At 68.2% G+C, this 17,282-nt stretch carries 15 protein-coding genes; 1 reads left to right on the top strand and 14 read right to left on the bottom strand.

Annotated features, from left to right (window positions below; genetic code table 11):
* Positions 1-5: 5 nt before the first annotated feature.
* The 10 genes from IPJ17_09660 to pilM form a co-directional block, all read right to left on the bottom strand.
* Complete coding sequence (locus IPJ17_09660) at positions 6-362, bottom strand: roadblock/LC7 domain-containing protein (GenBank protein QQR75814.1); 357 nt, start codon at positions 360-362, stop codon at positions 6-8.
* The gene (locus IPJ17_09655) at positions 352-1,998 is read right to left on the bottom strand and encodes a tetratricopeptide repeat protein (protein ID QQR75813.1); all 1,647 of its coding nucleotides are present in this window, start codon (positions 1,996-1,998) and stop codon (positions 352-354) included. The genes IPJ17_09660 and IPJ17_09655 overlap by 11 nt, the downstream gene beginning before the upstream one ends.
* Positions 1,999-2,088: 90 nt before the next feature.
* Complete coding sequence (locus IPJ17_09650; GenBank protein QQR76137.1) at positions 2,089-2,775, bottom strand: PKD domain-containing protein; 687 nt, start codon at positions 2,773-2,775, stop codon at positions 2,089-2,091.
* Positions 2,776-3,086: 311 nt separating this feature from the next.
* Entirely contained in the window at positions 3,087-5,096 is a 2,010-nt protein-coding gene (locus tag IPJ17_09645) for an IPT/TIG domain-containing protein (GenBank protein QQR75812.1), read from the bottom strand.
* Between the two features lie 18 nt (positions 5,097-5,114).
* Positions 5,115-5,675, bottom strand: a complete 561-nt coding sequence (locus IPJ17_09640) for a hypothetical protein (GenBank protein QQR75811.1) — start codon at positions 5,673-5,675, stop codon at positions 5,115-5,117.
* Between the two features lie 20 nt (positions 5,676-5,695).
* Entirely contained in the window at positions 5,696-8,335 is a 2,640-nt protein-coding gene (gene pilQ, locus IPJ17_09635; protein ID QQR75810.1) for a type IV pilus secretin PilQ, read from the bottom strand.
* A gap of 37 nt (positions 8,336-8,372) precedes the next feature.
* Positions 8,373-8,903 (bottom strand): hypothetical protein, encoded by a 531-nt coding sequence (locus IPJ17_09630; GenBank protein QQR75809.1) that lies wholly within the window; start codon positions 8,901-8,903, stop codon positions 8,373-8,375.
* Positions 8,904-8,916: 13 nt separating this feature from the next.
* Positions 8,917-9,537, bottom strand: a complete 621-nt coding sequence (gene pilO, locus IPJ17_09625) for a type 4a pilus biogenesis protein PilO (protein QQR75808.1) — start codon at positions 9,535-9,537, stop codon at positions 8,917-8,919.
* Positions 9,538-9,552: 15 nt separating this feature from the next.
* The gene (locus IPJ17_09620; GenBank protein QQR75807.1) at positions 9,553-10,191 is read right to left on the bottom strand and encodes a PilN domain-containing protein; all 639 of its coding nucleotides are present in this window, start codon (positions 10,189-10,191) and stop codon (positions 9,553-9,555) included.
* A gap of 5 nt (positions 10,192-10,196) precedes the next feature.
* On the bottom strand, positions 10,197-11,198 hold the full coding sequence (gene pilM / locus IPJ17_09615; GenBank protein QQR75806.1) for a type IV pilus assembly protein PilM: 1,002 nt from the start codon (positions 11,196-11,198) through the stop codon (positions 10,197-10,199).
* 285 nt (positions 11,199-11,483) lie between these two features.
* Between pilM and IPJ17_09610 the strand changes: the two genes are divergently transcribed.
* Entirely contained in the window at positions 11,484-11,714 is a 231-nt protein-coding gene (locus tag IPJ17_09610; protein ID QQR75805.1) for a 50S ribosomal protein L28, read from the top strand.
* Between the two features lie 43 nt (positions 11,715-11,757).
* Here IPJ17_09610 and IPJ17_09605 read toward each other — a convergent pair whose 3' ends face one another.
* From IPJ17_09605 to yajC, 4 genes are all read right to left on the bottom strand, one after another.
* Positions 11,758-13,989 (bottom strand): bifunctional (p)ppGpp synthetase/guanosine-3',5'-bis(diphosphate) 3'-pyrophosphohydrolase, encoded by a 2,232-nt coding sequence (locus tag IPJ17_09605; GenBank protein QQR75804.1) that lies wholly within the window; start codon positions 13,987-13,989, stop codon positions 11,758-11,760.
* Between the two features lie 89 nt (positions 13,990-14,078).
* Positions 14,079-15,311 (bottom strand): protein translocase subunit SecF, encoded by a 1,233-nt coding sequence (gene secF, locus IPJ17_09600; GenBank protein ID QQR75803.1) that lies wholly within the window; start codon positions 15,309-15,311, stop codon positions 14,079-14,081.
* An 82-nt stretch (positions 15,312-15,393) separates the two neighbouring features.
* Positions 15,394-16,965 carry a protein translocase subunit SecD gene (gene secD / locus IPJ17_09595; protein ID QQR75802.1) on the bottom strand — a complete coding sequence of 524 codons (1,572 nt, stop codon included), beginning with the start codon at positions 16,963-16,965 and terminating at the stop codon, positions 15,394-15,396.
* Positions 16,962-17,282 (bottom strand): preprotein translocase subunit YajC, encoded by a 321-nt coding sequence (yajC, locus tag IPJ17_09590; protein ID QQR75801.1) that lies wholly within the window; start codon positions 17,280-17,282, stop codon positions 16,962-16,964. The genes secD and yajC overlap by 4 nt, the downstream gene beginning before the upstream one ends.

Here is a 17,282-nt window from a genome sequence, read left to right as displayed (position 1 = left end):
CGGTGTCAGATGAGGTCGGTCTCGAACTGCAGTCGGGCGCGCTTGAGCTCGAATCGCGCTCGGCCGTAGTTGCCATCGGGCGTGAGCACCGCCAGCAGGTAGTACTCCTTGGCCACCGAGCTCACCAGGATGCAGATCTTGTCGGTGGTCACCGAGAACTGCTCGACGTCGCCGACCGCGAGCTCCCGGTTGTGGTCCGAGACGAGCCGCACCTGAGCGAGCATCTCCGCGGCCAGGACCTCCAGGTCGAGGTCGGGCGACGAATTGACCGACTCGACGGGGATGCCGTCCCGATCGACCAGCGACAGGGCGATCGCACCGTCGATCCGCCCCTGAATGGCACTCAGTCGCTCAAGAAACATGCCGTCTCGCTCCCTCCCGGATGCGCTCGAGGTAGCCCTGGAGAGCGCGGATCTTCCGAGCTGTCAAACCCAGCGGCACCGGCTGTGCGGCGGTGCGGGCACCGATCTGGCGTCGGCGCCGGCTGACCTCGTCGAGTCCCGCGGCGGCCTGCAGGTTCCCGGGATCGCGTGCGAGCACCGAGCGGAACGACTTCTCCGCCTCGTCGATGTGGCCCTGCTGGAGATAGAGCTCGGCGAGCGTCGCCGTGGCGTCCGCCGAGGAGATCGATCGCCCACCCCGCGGCGGCACGGGCGCCGGGTCGACCGGCTCAACCGCTTCGAGCCGCTGGCCCACGGGCTCGCTGGACGACGCCGCGATCGGCGCCTCGGGAGCTTCGAACGCGAAGGCGGCCGGCGCGACATCCTCGGTCGCCCCCTCGACGTCGGCGTTCTCCGGCGGAAGCGGGGGCTCGGCCTCCACCGGAGGCTCCTGCGTCTCCACGGGAGGCGCCGGGATCTTCCACCACGGGCTGGGCGGCGGCGCGCCCGTCGCCACGACCGAGGGCTCCGCGACCGGAGCTGGGTCTTCGATCTGCGGGGATTCGGGCTCGGCTCGCGCGAGCGGCGTGCGATCGGCAGGCGGCTCGACAGCGGTCTCTTCGGCCGGGGTCTCGGTCGCAGCGGCCGGCTGGGCGTAGAAATCCGCCGCGCCGACAGCGGGCTCGACGGGACGTTCGGAGCGCTCGCTCAGGGGCTCTGCGAATAGCGCCTGCGGCTCCTCCACGGGAGCGTGCGGCCACGCCTCGTCCGTCCAGTGCTGGAGCCGTGGCATCGGGTCGAGGCGCTCGGCGGATTCGACGGCCTGCGCCATGCCGATCGTCTGCCGGAAGATCCCTTCGGCAGCGAGCGATCGCACGAGCCGGATTCGGTCCCCCGACCGAGGGAGCATCGGGAACGGGTTGGGAAGCTCGCTCGCGCCGCGCGAGCCGATGCGACGCGCACGCGCCGGCAACGGCACGGCGGCGAGGTCGAGCGCACCGAGCGTCGGGGTCGGCAGCGCGAGCGGAGCGGCGGGCGTGCTTCGCGCCGCCTCGCCGGCAGCGCGAGGCACCGGCATCGTGGGACGGACTTCCTGCGCCGCGTCCGGGGCCTTCGTCTCCTTCCCCGCCACCGGGGCGGGCGCTCCCGCGCCGGCTTCCCGGCCCGCCGCGCCGAGAGCGTCCTGGGGCGGTGGCGTCTTCTCGAGCGCGAGCACACGACGCTCGAGGTCGCCGATCTCCGGGTCGCTCTCGTTGAGCAGGAGGTAGAGGTCCAGGCGGTCGCGTGCCTTGTCCGGACGTGCCGTCCGAACGTAGGCCTCGATCAGGAGCTTGTTCGCCACCAGTTGGGTCGGATCGGCGGCCAGCACGGTCTCGAGCACCGTGCAGGCACCGGGAGCGTCGCCGAGCTCGAGCCGGCAGCGGCCGAGGGCGACGCGCGCCGAGAGGTAGCCCGGCTGCGTGGCCAGGCCTTTCTCGAGCGTCCGCACCGCCTCGGAGAGCTTGCCGTGCCGCCGGTACTCTTCGGCGAGTTGGAGGAAGATGCGCGATCCCGGATCGCGCTCCCATCTCAGCCTGAGTGCTTCCAGGCGACCGTCTTCTGACACGGGCTCAGGCAAACCGGGCTCCTTGGCGGCGCCGCCATGGTGACGGCGCCGAACGGCTGAGATCGCCGACGAACCCGCGGATTATAGCGCCCCTGCGCCCGCTCAGTTGCCGGTCACCGCCACGAACTGGGTGGCCTCGCTCGAACCCGTCGCGTTCGCCGCGGTCAGACGCACCAGATAGGTCCCCGGCGCCGGGTAGGTGAAGGTCGGACTCTGCTGGCGGCTCACGTTGTTGCCGGCGTCGCCGAACTCCCAGAACCAGTTCGTCGGGCTGCCCGTCGAGGTGTCGGTGAACACCACCGTCAGGCCACTGCGCGAGACCGTGAAGCTCGCCTTCGGCTTGCGCTGGATGCTCAGGGTGAAGCTCTGGCTGATCGCCGTGCCGCCGGAGCCCGCGCTCTCCGCCTTGATCTGGAAGGTGTCGCCGGCGACCGTCTGCAAGTCGGCGGCGGTCAAGGTCAGGACGTCGCGCGCCTCGCCTCGCGAGTTGGTCGACAGGAAGGCGCCGCCGGAATCGAGCGTCCCCTTCTGGGTGCTGAAGTTCACCGGGGCCTCGGCCAGCGGCTGGCCCTGGTCGTCGCGCACCAGGACGAGCAGGTCGACGCTGTCGCCGCTCTCGGCCACCGTCGAGGGTGACGCCTGCAGGCTGATCGACACCGGGAACGACCCGACCTTGACCTCGGCGGTCACGGCTTCGGCCGAGCCCGAGGTGGCGGTGATCTTGGCCGTCCCGACCCGGCCGTCGCCCTGAAGGGTGGCACGCGCCACGCCGGCCGAGTCGGTGTCGATGACCTCGGGCAGGGCTCCGATATTGGTGGTCAGCCGAACCTCGGTTCCCTGGTTGACCGGGTTGCCGTTCGACCGCATGGCCACGACGGTGACCGTGGCCGAGCCCCGCGCGGTGATCCGGTCGGGGCTGACGCTGATGCTGAGGAGGGCGCCGGAGGGCGCGACCGGAGTTCCCTTGTCGCACGACAGGCCGAGCAGGGCAACCAACGAGAGGAGGATCGGGAGACGGGTTCGCATGGCCACCGGAGTATACGAAACGGGGTGGCCGCGCGTACAAGCGGCCACCCCGCGATTTCATCCCAAGTCCTGATCTACGGGGTCAGGACGACCGAGTTGACGACCTCGCTCGACCCACCCGTGTTCGTCACGCGGAGACGCGTCGCGTAGGTTCCGACACCCGGGAATGTGTGTTGCGGGCTCTGAGCGGTCGAGTCGATCGACCCATCGTTGGTGAAGTCCCACTCGTAGGTGGTGGGATTCCCGGTCGAGGTGTTGTTGAACTGGACCGTGAACCCGGACACTACGAAGTGCGTGAAACTCGCGACGGGCGGAGTCGGCGCTGGCGTCGCCGTCGCCGGAGCCGAGTCGTTCCGGCAACTGTTGTCGCTCGGCTGATAGGTGTAGCCGTTGGCGAACGAGTCGGAGGTACAACCGGTTTCGAGGTTGCGGACCCGAATCGAGAAGGGGGTCGGGAGATAACGCGTTCCCTGCGTCCCGTCGCCGTTGTCGTCGCAGGGCTCGGTGCCGAGCGTCGAGTTCGGGACGGACGGCGAGGTGACGGTCACCGTCGTGCAGTAGCCGTCGCTGTCGCAACCCGAGAGCCCCTGAACGGCAGCGGCCCAGACGTCGCCCTTGACGAACTCGACGGCGACCGGGCTGCGGAACTGCGAGCCGCTAATGGTCACGGTCGTTCCGCCGTTCTGCGTGCCGCCGGCCGGGTTGACCCCGAAGATGATCGGCCGCTGGACGGTGTAGGCGAAGGTCGGCCCGGTCGCCGAATCCCCCGTCTCGATATTCGTCACGCGCGACGGCACCGTGTTGGTCGCTCCGGTGATGGTGCAGTTGGTGACCTGCACCGGAACCGTCCGCACGACGATCTGCGTGCCGCTGACGGAGATGACCTGCTGGGCCACGTTCGCCAGGCTGACGGCAACGGGCTCGTCGAACCCTTGCCCGTTGAGGGTGACCAGCGTGCCGCCGAAGTACGGTCCCTGACCCGGTCCGAGCGAGGTGATGATGACGCTCACCCCGTACTTGAAGGCGTTGACCAGGGATCCGTTGCGACCGCTGGTGAGGTTCGTGACCTTGATGTCGACCAGGGCGTTGAGGTTGCCCTGGCCGAAGCCGGTCGCCGCCGGCGAACGGACCACCAACCGGGTCCGCGACACCGAGGTGACCTGCGCCTCGACCCACGGGAGAGCCGCCGTGCCCTTGCCGAACTCCACCTTCAGCGGGCTCTCGAACCCGTCGCCGGTGATGACGACCTCGGTCCCGCCCTCGTTCGGGCCGGATGCCGGCGTGACGGAGAGGATGGTGGGCTGCAGGATGCCGGAGTTGAAGGCGTAGTTGTACGCGTTCGGCAGCGTGTCGCTCGCCGCCCGCACCGTGCCGACGGCGTTGTTGACCGTGACCGCAACCGTCCGAACGGAACCGGTCGCCGGTCGACGGCTATCGGGCAGTCGCGGTGCCGTCACCGTGATGCGCGTGCTCGAGACACTCTGGACGACGGCCGCGAGGTCGCCGTCGAAGAAGACGCGCACCGGCTGCTCGAATCCGCCGCCGAAGACCTGGACCGTCTCGCCGCCGTCCGGCGTGCCCAGATTCGGGCTGACCGAGGTGACGACGAAGGGCGTTTCCTCGACGATGCGCAGCGAACCGGAGGCGACGCCCGCGGCCAAGCCGCTGACGGTCGTCTGGGCGGCCGGATCGTACTCGGCCCGCAGGCTGGCGGTACCGATCGCCGTTCCGGGGAAGAGCACAGCCTGCGCGCTGCCCGAGAGGAGCTCGAGAACGACCGAGGTCCCGCCGGTCTGGCTGCCGAAGGCGCCGAGGGTCGTGGTGAGCGTGATCTTCGAGCGCTCCGGCAGCGGTCCACCCGTGTCGTTGCGCTGACCGGTGACCGTGACCACCGCCGGATCGGTGCTTCCGGCCTCGATCTGGCTCGGATTGACCGTGATGGCGAGGGTAACGCCGGTGGCCGCCGGGGCCGGGGTCACCGGCTGAGCGGGTGGCGCCGTGGGCGTACTCGGCTTGTCGGTGCTGCAGCCCGCGGCGAGGGCGAGAACGATGAGCGTCGCGCCGAGGCGTGAAATCGTACGCATGGCCTCTCTCCTACTCACTCAGGGCACCACGTCGATAGTGAAGTACGCCGGTGCGGATTCCACCGCCTTGCCGGACAGCGTCCTGCCGAAGAAGCGGATGCCGACGGTGAGACGCACTACCTGACTGGACGTCTCGCGGTCGTAGCCGTAGTCGAGGAGGTCCCGGAGCGGCAAGGTGTTGAACTGGTCGAGCCGCATCACGGGTCCGTTGTCGAGGACGAAGTTGCCGTTGACCGGCGCTGTGCCGAAGATGTACTCGACGAGCGGCGGCGGCACCCGGGTGCCTTTGTCGGCCCGGGTAAAGGTAACCTCGTAGCTTTGGATCTCGACGTTCATCAGCGCGCTTGAGTCTGCCGAGGCGTTCTTCACCACGTTCTGCACGGTGATCTGTCCGATCTGCACCAACCCGGCGTTGGTCAACACCGTCGAGCTGGCGTCGACGACCACCGGCAACTGGTCGAAGTCGGAGATGGAGAGCATCACGCCTCCGCTATCGACGCGATCCGTCCGCTGCTGGCAACCGAACAGGCCCAGCGAGACGAGGAGGACGAGACTCAGGATCGAGGTGCTCTTGCGCATGGGGCTCTCCTGCCGCCGGCTCACAGCTTGACGACCCGCGGGGTGATGAAGATCAGCAGCTCTTCGTTCGAATCGGAACGCCGCTTGTTCTTGAACAGATGACCGAGGAAGGGGATGTTCGAGAGCGCCGGCACGCGATCTTCGCCCTGGCTGGTCGAGACCTTGTAGATGCCGCCGATGACCGTCGTGGCACCGTCACGAACCACCACCGTCGTCGTGGCCTCCTTGGTCGCGATCGGCGCGTTCGGCGCACCGACCACGGCGAAGGCCTGCTGCGGCTCGCGCTTCTGCACGTTGATGGTCAGCATCACCGTGCCTTCGGCGGTGACGTGCGGCACGACGGAGAGCCGCAACGTCGCGTTGACGAACTGCACCGTCACGGTGTTGTTCGCCACCGTCTGGATCGGTATCTGCAGACCGCTCTGGATCTCGGCGACGACGTTGTTCAAGGTCGTGATGCGCGGCGCCGAGAGGACGTTGATCAGTCCCTCGTTCTCGGCGGCCTGCAGCACGGCATTCAGCTTGAACGTGTCGAGCACGTTGCCGAGCGTGATGTCGAGGAACCCGTTGTTCCCGCCGGTGAGCAGGTTGGTGCTCCCCTTGACGTCCACGTTGTTCGGGAAGATCAGGCCGGTGGTGTTGCCATGGGCAGCGTCGGCGATTCCGTTGAACCCCCAGGCGACGCCCAGGGTGCGGCCGAACTGCTTGGTCGTCTCGATGATCCGCGCCTCGATCATCACCTGCGGCTCGGGGATGTCGAGCGTCTCGATCACCGCCAGCACCGTGTCCATGTAGGCCGGCAGCTCCTTGATGATCAGCGTGTTGGTGCGCAGGTCGGTCTGGATCGTCCCGCGCTGGCTCATCATTCCGGTGCCGCCGCGGAGGATGCGCGCCATGTCGCCCGCCTCCGAGTAGCTCAGCCGCTTGAGGACGGTGCGGAGGGGGATCGCCTTCTGCTGCTCGGTCGCCAGCTGGGCGTTCTCCTGGGCTTCGCTGCGCAGCGTCTGCAGAGGCGCGATGCGCATGATGTTGCCGTCGAGCTCGTAGCCGAGACCGTTGATCTTGAGGATCTGGTCGAGCGCCTGGTCCCAGGGCACGTTCTCGAGCTCGACCGTGACCGTGCCGCGGATGCCCGGCTGGACGACGACGTTGAGGCCGCTGATCTGGGCGAAGGAGCGAAGCACGTCGCGGATGTCGGCGTCCTTGAGGCTGAGACTGACCGGCTCGCCGACGTACTGCTTGCGCTGGCCACCCACCGTCTTCGGCTCGAAGGCCTGGATCTCGGTGCGGGTGACCGAAGCGGCCGGCTGCTCGGGGGCGGGCACGTCGGCCGCCTCGAAGAGCTCGACTGGCTCGAGCTTGGGAGCCGGTGCGGGCGCGAGCGGCGCCGCCGGCGGCGCTGTCGGCAGGGGTTGAGCGTCGGCCACGGCGAAGGCCGGGGCCGGAGCCGGGGCGACCGCTCCCGCGACATCCGAACCACCGTCGCGCGAGACCGCGGCGGCGGGCTCGGGCTCCGGCGCCGGCGCGGTCGCGACGGCCTGCTCGGCAACGACGGTCGGCGGCGGCGCGGCCGGGGACTCGGCGACTGGAGCCGGGGCCGGCGCGGCCTCCGCGACCACGGCGCTCTGTGTCGGCGCTGGCGCCTGCCGGGTGGGCGGCGGCGCGGCCAGGTCCTCGACCATCGTCGAGGCGGTCCCCGACGGCTGCCCGTGGTCGAAACGCACCATCAGGCCCTGGGCGGTCCGCTCGATCGTCGCCGGCGTCGGCCCGTGAAGGTCGAAGACGACGCGCGAAACCGGCTGAGGCTGCGCCTTGAACTGGGAGACCCGGGCGCGATCGAGGACACCGTCACCCACCGGAACCTGACTCTTCCGCGTCGCGTTGACGACGCCGGCAAGGTCGATCACGAAGCGGTCCGGGCTGGACAGACGGAAGGCCGAGTACGCGAACTCGCCGTCTCCCTCGAGGCGGACGACGCTGCCCTGCGGGTCGGGAAGGATCTCGACGGCGCTGAGGCGCGTCGCGGTCGCTCCCGAGGGCGCCGGGCCGAGCAGGGGATTCTCTGGCGTGCCGAGAGCTGCCGCCTTGGCGGAAGACTCGTCGACCGCCACCGGCTGAGCCGCTGCGGGAGCCGTCTCTTGCGGGAGCGGCTCGGCGGCGAGGATCGGGGTCGTGACCACCGGCGTCAGCTCGAGGCGCAACCGGCCAGCCTCGCCGGTCAGCGAGTGCTCCGCTTCGCCCCGCGTCTCCGCCACGAGGCGAGTCAGCGGTCGATCCGAGCTCGTGTCGAGCTCGACGGCGAGCCGGGCCAGAAGGCCGGTCGGGGAGCTCCAGTCTCCGACGCCGGGAGCCGGACGCGTGTTCGGGAGCTCGATCACCAATCGGCCCGCCGCGTCTCGATAGCTGGTCCAGACGAGCGGACCGGACGCCTGCAGATCCACCTGGAGACCTGGAGCGCCCTCGCGCACGACCAGGGTCGAGACCTCCGTCGGCGCCTGAGCCACCGGGGCCGCCGCCCTCGCGGCAGGCGCCGGGGCGCCGGCAACCTTCGGCGGACCCGCGGCGGCGCAGCCGACGAGCAGGGCCAGGCAACACGCCGCCCCGACCGAGACCAGCCGGAGCCTCGTGGACCCGTTGCCAAACATCACGTCATCACCCATGGCGCTCGCCTCCCTCCCGAGATCGCTCGCCGGCGAATCACGGGTTGAGCTTCTTGACGACTTCTCGGAACGGCTTGATCACCGTTGGATCGCTCACGATCTGCTTGAACACGACTTCCTTGCGACTGATGCTGACCACGTCGCCGTCCAGCAACTGGTCACCTTCCTTGATCAGGTAGCTCTTGCCCTTGTTCGAGGCGAGAACCTGGGCGACCCATCCTTGCGACGTGTGGAAAATTCCGGAGAGCACGATCTCGTCGATCAACATGCCCGCCGGTCCCTCCGGTCGCGGGCCGGTCGCCACCTGGCGGGTATCGCCGGAGAGCAGCGAACGGAACGGATCCCGACGATTTCCCGGATCGTAGTTGTAGCCGGTGTCGGTGAGCAGAAGCTCCTCACCTTCGAGGATCTGGTCGATCCCGTCGCCCCCGGCGGGCGCCCCGCTGGCGCCGGACTGACCGGAGGAGGGAACAGGAGCCGGAGGAGGGGTCGCCGGCGGCTGCGCGAGCGCCAAGCTGGCGCCCAGGGCGATCCACGCCAGGGCCGAGGATGCGTGCTTCAGGCTCATCGCATCTGCCTCCTCACCCACCCGCCTTCGGCGGGCGCGGTCCTCGCGGTGCCGTCGGCGCCGGCGGGGGCGTCTCCTTGTAGATGAACGTGACCGCCACGAAGCTGGCGCTGATGGTGTGCGCCCTGCCGATCTGCCGGTAGGTTTCGATCTTCAGGTTCTCCACGTTGATGATGCGGGAGAAGCGGCTCACGCGATCGAAAAGCAACGCCAGGTTGTGGTAGGTGCCGTCGAGCTGCACCGTGATCGGCCACTCGCTGTAGAACTCCTTGTCCGAGAAGCCGCCGGGCGTGAAGCGCTTGAGATCGAAATTGCCGGCCTCGGTCAGCTGCCGCAGGCGGCGCAGCAGGTCCTGCGTGTTGCGCCGCGCCGGAAGGATGCGGAGGAGCTTGTCGAGCTCGAGCTCCAGGCGCCGCACCTCCTCCCGGAACTGCGGGAGTTTCTGCTTCGCGGCACGCCCCTCCTGGATCTTCACCTGCAGCTCGGCGAGCTGCCGGTCCTGGCGGGCGATCTCCTCGAACTTCGGCGTCAGCGCGACGTAGTAGCCGGCACCGACGATCGCCGCGCCCAGAAACAGGCCGACGGCCGCGCCGACGTACCACGGCTTGCCTTCGAGTCCGGTCTGAAAAGCCATCCTCGCCCCCTCCTCTTACCGCGCCCCGGCCGCGCCGGCCGGCGGCTGGCCAGCCTCGGCAGCAGCCGGACCGGGCGCCGCAGGCGTCACCGCCGGCGCCGGCTGGTAGGCGAAGCTGATGGAGAAACCGTACGTGGGGCCGCGCCGCTCGGTATCGCGCAGGATCGGCTCGGTGAACTCCGGAACGCGATCGAGGTTCTCCAGAAAGTTGGCGACCGCGTTGGTATTGAACGCCTCGCCGACGAGGGTGATGTTGCCGGAGTTGACTTCGGCAGCGGTCAGCCAGAGGAGCTCGGGCAGGGCCCGCGAGATCAGGTCCATGATCTGGACCGGGCCCCGCTGATTCAGCTTGAGCTGGTTGATCACGGCGATCTTGTGCTCGAGCTCGCCCTTCTTCGCCTTGTACTCGTCCACTTCCTTGATGACCAGCGCGAGCTCGTCGACTTCCCGCTGGGCCGACGCAATCTCCTCGTTCTTCCGGTCGATCTTGCGCTCCAGCATGTACCACCAGCCACCGAAGACGCCCAAGCCGAGCACCAGGCCGGCGACGATCAGCCACACACCGACATCGCCACCGCCGAGACCGAGCTTCGGAGCGGCCTTGCGCGTGGCGACCGGCCGCTTGCCCTCCGCGATCAAGTTGATCTTGATCATGCGACCTACCCTCCCACCTTGCGCACGGCCAGGCCCACCGCCACGGCCAGCATCGGCGAGATCGACCGCAGCCACTCGCGGTCGAAGTCGGCGTCGCGGTACTGCACCCGACGCAGCGGATCGAGCAACTCCACCGGGACACCGAAGCGGTCACGCAGGACCTGCTGCAGGTTGGGAGTCAGCGCGCAGCCGCCGGAGAGAACCAGCTCGTCGACCGGCCCCTCGCTCGAGGTCGCCGCGAAGAAGTCGAAGGTCTTCTGCAGTTCCGAGGCCATGTCGGCCGACACGCCGTCGAGGACCCGCCGCGCGTCGGCCGCGCCGTAGCGGTCCACCTGCTCACCCCGCTTGAGCCGCTCCGCCTGCTCGAACGACAGGTTGAACTCGCGCTGCAGCGCCTCGGTGAACTGATTGCCGCCGAAACCGATGTCGCGCCAGAACACCGTCGAGCCACGCGCCAGGATGTTGACGTTGGTGACCCCCGCACCCATGTTCACCAGGGCGATCACCTTCAGCGGGTCGAGGTCGTAGTTGGCTTCGTAGGCGTTCTGGATGGCGAACACGTCGACGTCGACGAGCGCCGGGACCTTGCCGGTCTGGCTGATCACCGAGACGTAGTCGTTGACCTTGTCCCGCTTGACCGCCACCAGCAGCACGTCCATGTTGTCGCGCCCGGGCTCGCCCTCGGAGAGGACCACGTAGTCCAGCCGGACGTCGTTGATATCGAAGGGGATGTACTGCTCGGCCTCCCACTGGATCTGCTCGGCCAGATCGTCGGCCGGCATGACCGGCATCTGGATCTTCTTGATGATGACCGAGTGACCCGAGAGCGAGGTGGCGAAGCTCTGGTTCTTGACTCCCGTCGCCTCGTTGAGCTTGTGGATCGCGTCGACGACCAGCGAGGAGTCCATGATCGATCCGTCGACGATCGCCTCGGGCGAAAGCGGTTCGATCCCCAGGCGCAGCAGGGTGTACTCCCCTTTGCGCTCCTTGAGCTCGACCATCTTCATGGCCGAGCTGCCGATGTCGAGCCCTACCAGGCCTTTGGAGCGAGAGAAAAGCACAGTCTTCTCAACCCCCTTCCCCGTCGTCTTCCGAAGCCCAGAGTGCGCCTCGCTTGCCGGACGTTGTTGCGGCACGCTAGCAAGCAAACTGTGGCCTGTCAAGACGTTGTGAGAACTGTGCCACACTCGGCTGCCCAACGAAATGTGCACTCGACACCCTTCGCGCTTGCGCTCTCGCCGAGGCCTCGGATACACTCCGCCGGCTTCCGCAAGAGCGGAACCGGAGGAGTTATGCCCAGGCAGTGCCACTTCTGCGGCAAGCAGACCGTCATCGGACGCCAGGTCAGCCACGCACACAACGTGACCGCCCGTTCGTTCCAGCCCAACCTGCGCAAGGTCCGCGCGATGATCGACGGGAGCCCCCAGCGGGTCGACGTCTGCACCCGCTGCATGCGTTCGGGAAAGGTCGTCAAGCCCGCCCGGCGGACTTGGTCGGCCGAGCAGCAGCCCGCCAAGCCGTGAGCCGAAAGGCGGCAGCCGCCGCCTCACGTCCCGATCGAACCGCCTAGTCGAGTTGGTCTGCCGGGCCGGCCGGCCCGGCCATCCGCCGGTCGACGTCCAGCACCCCGGCGATCCCGCGCAGGTTGCGCCGGATCTCGTCGAGGTGTTTGCGGTCGCGCACCTCGACGACCACTTCGATGCGCCCCTTCCCGGGCCGTGAGGTGTCCGCCTCGATCTGCTTGATGTTGCTGCCCGCCTTGGCGATGACCTCGGTCAGACGGGCGAGCATGCCCGGCTGGTCCTCGGTGGCAATGACCAGCGAAACCGGGTAGACCGACTCCTTCTGCCGAGCCCACTCGACCTCGATCTCCCGCTCCGGGTTGTAGAGCAGGTTGCGGACGTTCGGGCAGTCGACGGAATGGACCGACACGCCTCGCCCGCGGGTCACGTAGCCGACGATGTCCTCGCCCGGCAGCGGGTTGCAGCACTTGGCGAGCACCGCCAGGAGGTCGCCGTGGCCGCGGACGCTGATCGGCCCAGCGCCGAAAGGCAGCATCCTGCCCACGGCTTCGCGCAGCGCGCTCGGCTTGGCGGGAGCCTGCGCCAGTTGCTCTTCGGTCAACAGATGGGCGAGCACCTGCTTGGTGGTCACCTTGCCGAAGCCGATGCGGGCGAAGAGGTCGTCGGTCTTGGCGATCCCTTCGGCGGTCATGAAGTCCTTCACCTGCGCGCTGTCGAGCGCCTTGCGCGGGCTCAGCTTGTAGCGGCGCAGATCCTTGTCGAGCAGCCGCCGCCCGATTTCCATCGCCTGCTGGATCTGCTGCGTGTTCAGCCAGTGGCGGATCTTGCTCTTCGCCCGCGAGGTGACCACCAGGCCGAGCCAGTCCCGGCTCGGGTGGCGGGAGGTGTTGGTGACGATCTCGACGATGTCGCCGTTCTTGAGCGTCGTCCGCAGTGGCACCAGCCGGCCGTTGATCCGCGCCCCGGCGCAGTGATCGCCGAGATCGGTGTGGATCCGGTAGGCGAAGTCGAGCGGCGTGGCACCGCGCGGGAAGGAGTAGACATCGCCCTTCGGGGTGAGGACATAGACCTCGTCGGGATAGAGGTCGATCTTCAGCGCGGTGAGGAACGAACGCGGGTCCTGCACCTCGTTCTGCCACTCGAGCAGCTGGCGCAGCCAGACGATGTTGCGGTCGATCTGCTCGCCGGCGACCTTGCCCTCCTTGTAGCGCCAGTGGGCGGCGATCCCCTCCTCCGCCACCAGGTCCATCTCGGTCGTGCGGATCTGCACCTCGAACGGCTGGCCGCGTCCACCGAGAACCGTGGTGTGCAGCGACTGGTAGAGATTCGGCTTCGGCATCGCGATGTAGTCCTTGAACCGGCCGGGAATCGGCCGCCACAGCTGATGGACCACACCGAGCGCCGCGTAGGTATCGCGCAGATTGCCGGTGATGATGCGAAAGGCGAGGTAGTCGTAGAGCTCGGAGATGTCGATCCCCTGGCGCCGCAGCTTCTGGAAGATCGAGTAGTAGCGCTTGACCCGGAAGCTGATCTCGGCCTCGATCCCGGCCTCGGCGAGCGCCTTCGCCAGCCGGTCGCGCACCGTCGCGATGGCGTCGTGGCTCACCTTCATCTTCTCTTCGATCTTGGCGCGCAACGCCGCGTACTGCAGCGAATAGAGATAGAAGAAGGAAAGGTCCTCGAGATCGCCACGGACCCTCGCCATCCCCAGCCGGTGGGCGATCGGAGCGTAGATCTCGAGCGTCTCCTGGGAGATGCGCCGGCGCGCCTCGGGGGACATCGCCGAGAGCGTCATCATGTTGTGCAGCCGGTCGGCCAGCTTCACCAGGATGACGCGGAGGTCTTTGGCCGAGGCCAGGATCATCTTGCGGAAGGTCTCGGCCTGCGCCTCGTCGCGACGGACGTACGAGTGCTTGCCGATCTTGGTGACGCCGTCGACCAGCTCGGCGATTTCCACGCCGAACTCGCCGGCCAGGCCGTCGAAATCGGTCAGCGTGTCCTCGAGGACGTCGTGCAGCAACCCCACCGCCGCACACACCTGATCGAAGTTCAGGTCGGCGAGCAGGTAGGCGACGGCCAGCGGATGACTGAGGTAGGGCTCGCCGGAACGGCGGAACTGGTCGCGATGCCGCTCGGCCGAGTACTCGTAGACGCGGCGCAGGAACGCCGCGTCGACCGGGCGCCCGTGGGTCGACAGCCGGGCGATCACCTCGTCGAGGGTCGGTGGCCGGATCGGAGCGACCGGCGGGGCGAGTGCTTTCTTGGATACGGGCATGCGCGCCGCGGGACCGAGAGCTCACCGATCGGGCGCGAGCTGGCGGGAATCCCGTTCCCGCCAGCGTATCGAAAACCGCGCGCGACCGGCTAGCGCTTGCGCGGCGCCGGGCGCCGCTGACCGGCGTCCGCCGCGCGACGCGGCGGAGCGGAAGCCGTCGCCACCGCCTTGCCGCTGGCCAACTTGCCCTTGCCGAAGTACTTCTCCCAGAGGAGCGCGAAGGGGCTGGCGATGTAGATCGACGAGTAGGTGCCGACGACCACGCCGACGGTCATGATGAAGGCGAAACCGCGGATCACGTCGCCGCCCAGCACCAGCAGCGCCATCGCCGCGACGAAGACCGTGCCGCCGGTGAGGATGGTGCGCGGCAGTGTCTGGTTGATGCTGTGGTTCATCACGTCAATCAGCGCCGCCCCGCGGTCCTTGCGCATGTTCTCGCGCACCCGGTCGAAGATGATGACCGTGTCGTTGGTCGAGTAGCCGACCAGGGTGAGGAAGGCGGCGATCGTCGTCAGGTTGAACTCGAAGCCGGCGATGGTGAACAGCCCCAAGGTCACCAGCACGTCGTGGATGCTCGCCATGATCGCGCCGATGCCGAAGCGCAGCTCGAAGCGGAACCAGATGTAGACCAGCATGCCGATGAGCGAGAAGACCACCGCGAGAATGCCGCGCTGGCGCAACTCCGAGCCGACCTGGGGTCCGACGTTCTCCAGCGACAGGACGGAGAAGTGACCCAGGCGAGCGTTCGCCTTGAGCGCCTCGAGGGCCTTCGTCCCCACGCCTGGGGCCGACGCCAGCTGCGACCAGTCGGTCAGCAGGCCGGCCTGCTTGCGGACCCCGAGGATGGTCTCGGCCATCGCCTCGTAGTACGCCGGCGCCTTCGCCGGCCCGACACCGTCCGGGTCGACGCCGGAGAGCAGCGAGGCGAGCGAACCGGTTCCCTGCTGGTTGAGGTCGAAGCCGTTCGTCCCGGCGTTGAACCGCGCGTCGAGCGCCGCGGTCAGCTTCGCGCCGCTGCCCTCTTCCGTCCCCTTGAGGATCGGCGTGCGCAGGATCACCGAGTTGTCGGCCTCCTTGCCGAACCGCTGGATCACCGCCTCGGCGAGTCCGGCCTGCTCGAGCAGCGTCCGCAGGGCGTCGACGTCCGGCTTGTCGCGGAATTTCAGCGTCACCTGGGTGCCGCCCGCGAAGTCGATTCCCATGTTGAGGTGGCGCACCGTGAACATGGCGATCATGCCGATCGCGATCACCGCGAAGGAGACCGTGACCCAGAATCTCCGCCACTTCATGAAGTCGATGTTGATGTCGTGCAGCAGCTCCATCTTCCGCTCCTTGCCGGTCGCCGGGATCGTAGCCGGCCGATCGTGTCCTCGTCCCTGCGAACCCGTTACCGCGTGTGCTGCTTCAGATCGAGATCTTGTCGGCGCGCCCGCTGCGCAGCACGGTCGCGTCGAACAGCCAACGACTGCCGAACACCATCGAGAACAGCGTCCCGAGGATGCCGATCGACAGCGCGACGGCGAATCCGCGGACCGGACCGGTGCCGAACTGGAACAGGAACAACGCCGAAATGAGCGTGGTCAGGTGGGTGTCGATGATCGCCGCCAGCGCGCGATCGAAGCCGGCGTCGATGGCGGCCTTGACCAGCCGTCCGGCTCGCAGCTCTTCCTTGATCCGCTCGAACGCCAGCACGCTCGCGTCCACCGCCATGCCGAAGGTCAGCACGATGCCGGCGATGCCCGGCAGCGTCAGGGTCGCGCCGAAGTAGGCCAGGCCGCCGAAGATCAGCAGGATGTTGACCGCGAGCATGGCGATCGCGTTGACGCCGGCCCCGCGGTAGATGATCAGCATCATCAGGATGATGCCGACCGCCCCGACCAGACCGGCCTCGAGCCCCTTGCGAATCGAGTCGGCGCCGAGCGACGGACCGACGGTGCGATCCTCGAGGTAGGTGATGCCGGCCGGCAGCGCACCGGAGCGCAGCACCGTGACGAGGTCCTGCACCTCCTGCTGCGTGAAGCGGCCTTCGATGATCCCGGAATCGGTGATGCGCGAATTGATGCTCGGCGCCGACATCACCTTGCCGTCGAGCACGATCGCCAGGCCGCGACCGACGTTGGCACCCGTCGCGTCGCCGAACATCCGCGCCCCGTCGGGCGTCAGACTGAAGTGGACGATCGGCTGATTGAACTGGCCGGAGCCCGGCGAGGCCGAGCGCAGGTCGCGGCCGGTGATCACCCGCTTGCGCTCCACGGCGTAGAAGCGCTGGCCGGTGAGCCGGCCCTGCTTGTCGCGGGTGTCCTCGGTCATCAACTCGACGTTGGCCGGCAGGGCCCCGCCATAGTGCGAGGTCACGTCCTGCTCGGTCTGCGCACCGCCGCCGTTCGGCGGATAGTCGACGAGCCGGAACTCGAGGAACGCGGTGTTGCGGATCAGGCGCTTGACGCGCTCCGGATCGTCGACGCCCGGGAGCTGGATGACGATGCGGTCGCTGTCGAGGCCCTGGCGCGCGATGATCGGCTCGGCGACGCCGAACTCGTCGATGCGGTTGCGAATGGTCTGCAGCGCCTGGTTCACCGACATGTCGGCGAGCTGCTTGGCGTGCGGGGTCTCCATCTGGAAGACCAGTGCATCCCCGTCGCGCCGCCACTCCCAGCCCGTCAGGTAGTTGGCCGCGGCCTTGGCGATCACCGGGTCCTTGTCGAGCGACACCCCGGTCACCCGGAAGCTGGTCTCGCTCGTGCGCTCGGTCGCTGCCGCCGCCGCACCGCCCGCGACCGCTTCCTGCTGCAGGCGCTGCATGTCCTTGTCGGTCTCCGAGGCCAGGGCGTCGCCCGTCTCCACCTTCAAGACGAGGTGGATGCCACCCTGCAGATCGAGGCCGAGATTGATCTTCTGCTTGGGAGGATAGACGGCGATCCCGGCGAGGACGACCGCCCCCAGCACCACCAGGCCGCGCCATGTAAGGCTGTTCATTTCGGGGTCTCCTCTCCGGTGCCTTCGAGCCCGGCGATCGCGGACTTGGCCACCCGGACCTTCACGTTGTCGGCAATCCGAAGGTGGACGACTCCTCCCTCGACCGCCGAGACCTCGCCGTAGAGGCCGCCGTTGGTGACGACCTTGTCGCCTCTCTTCAGCGCGTCGACCATCTGCTGCAACGCCTTCTGGCGCTTGCGCATCGGGGCGATGAGCAGGAAATAGAAGATGGCGAAGATGACGACGATCGGTACGAACTGCACCAAGGCGGAACCGGAACCGCCCGGGGCCTGCGCGAGGACGAAGAGCCCTGGCAT

The organism is Holophagales bacterium (genome assembly GCA_016699405.1).
GTDB lineage: Bacteria > Acidobacteriota > Thermoanaerobaculia > Multivoradales > JAGPDF01 > JAAYLR01.
The sequence above is the reverse complement of the archived record's forward strand: the minus strand, read 5'-3'. Positions and strand labels throughout refer to the sequence as shown.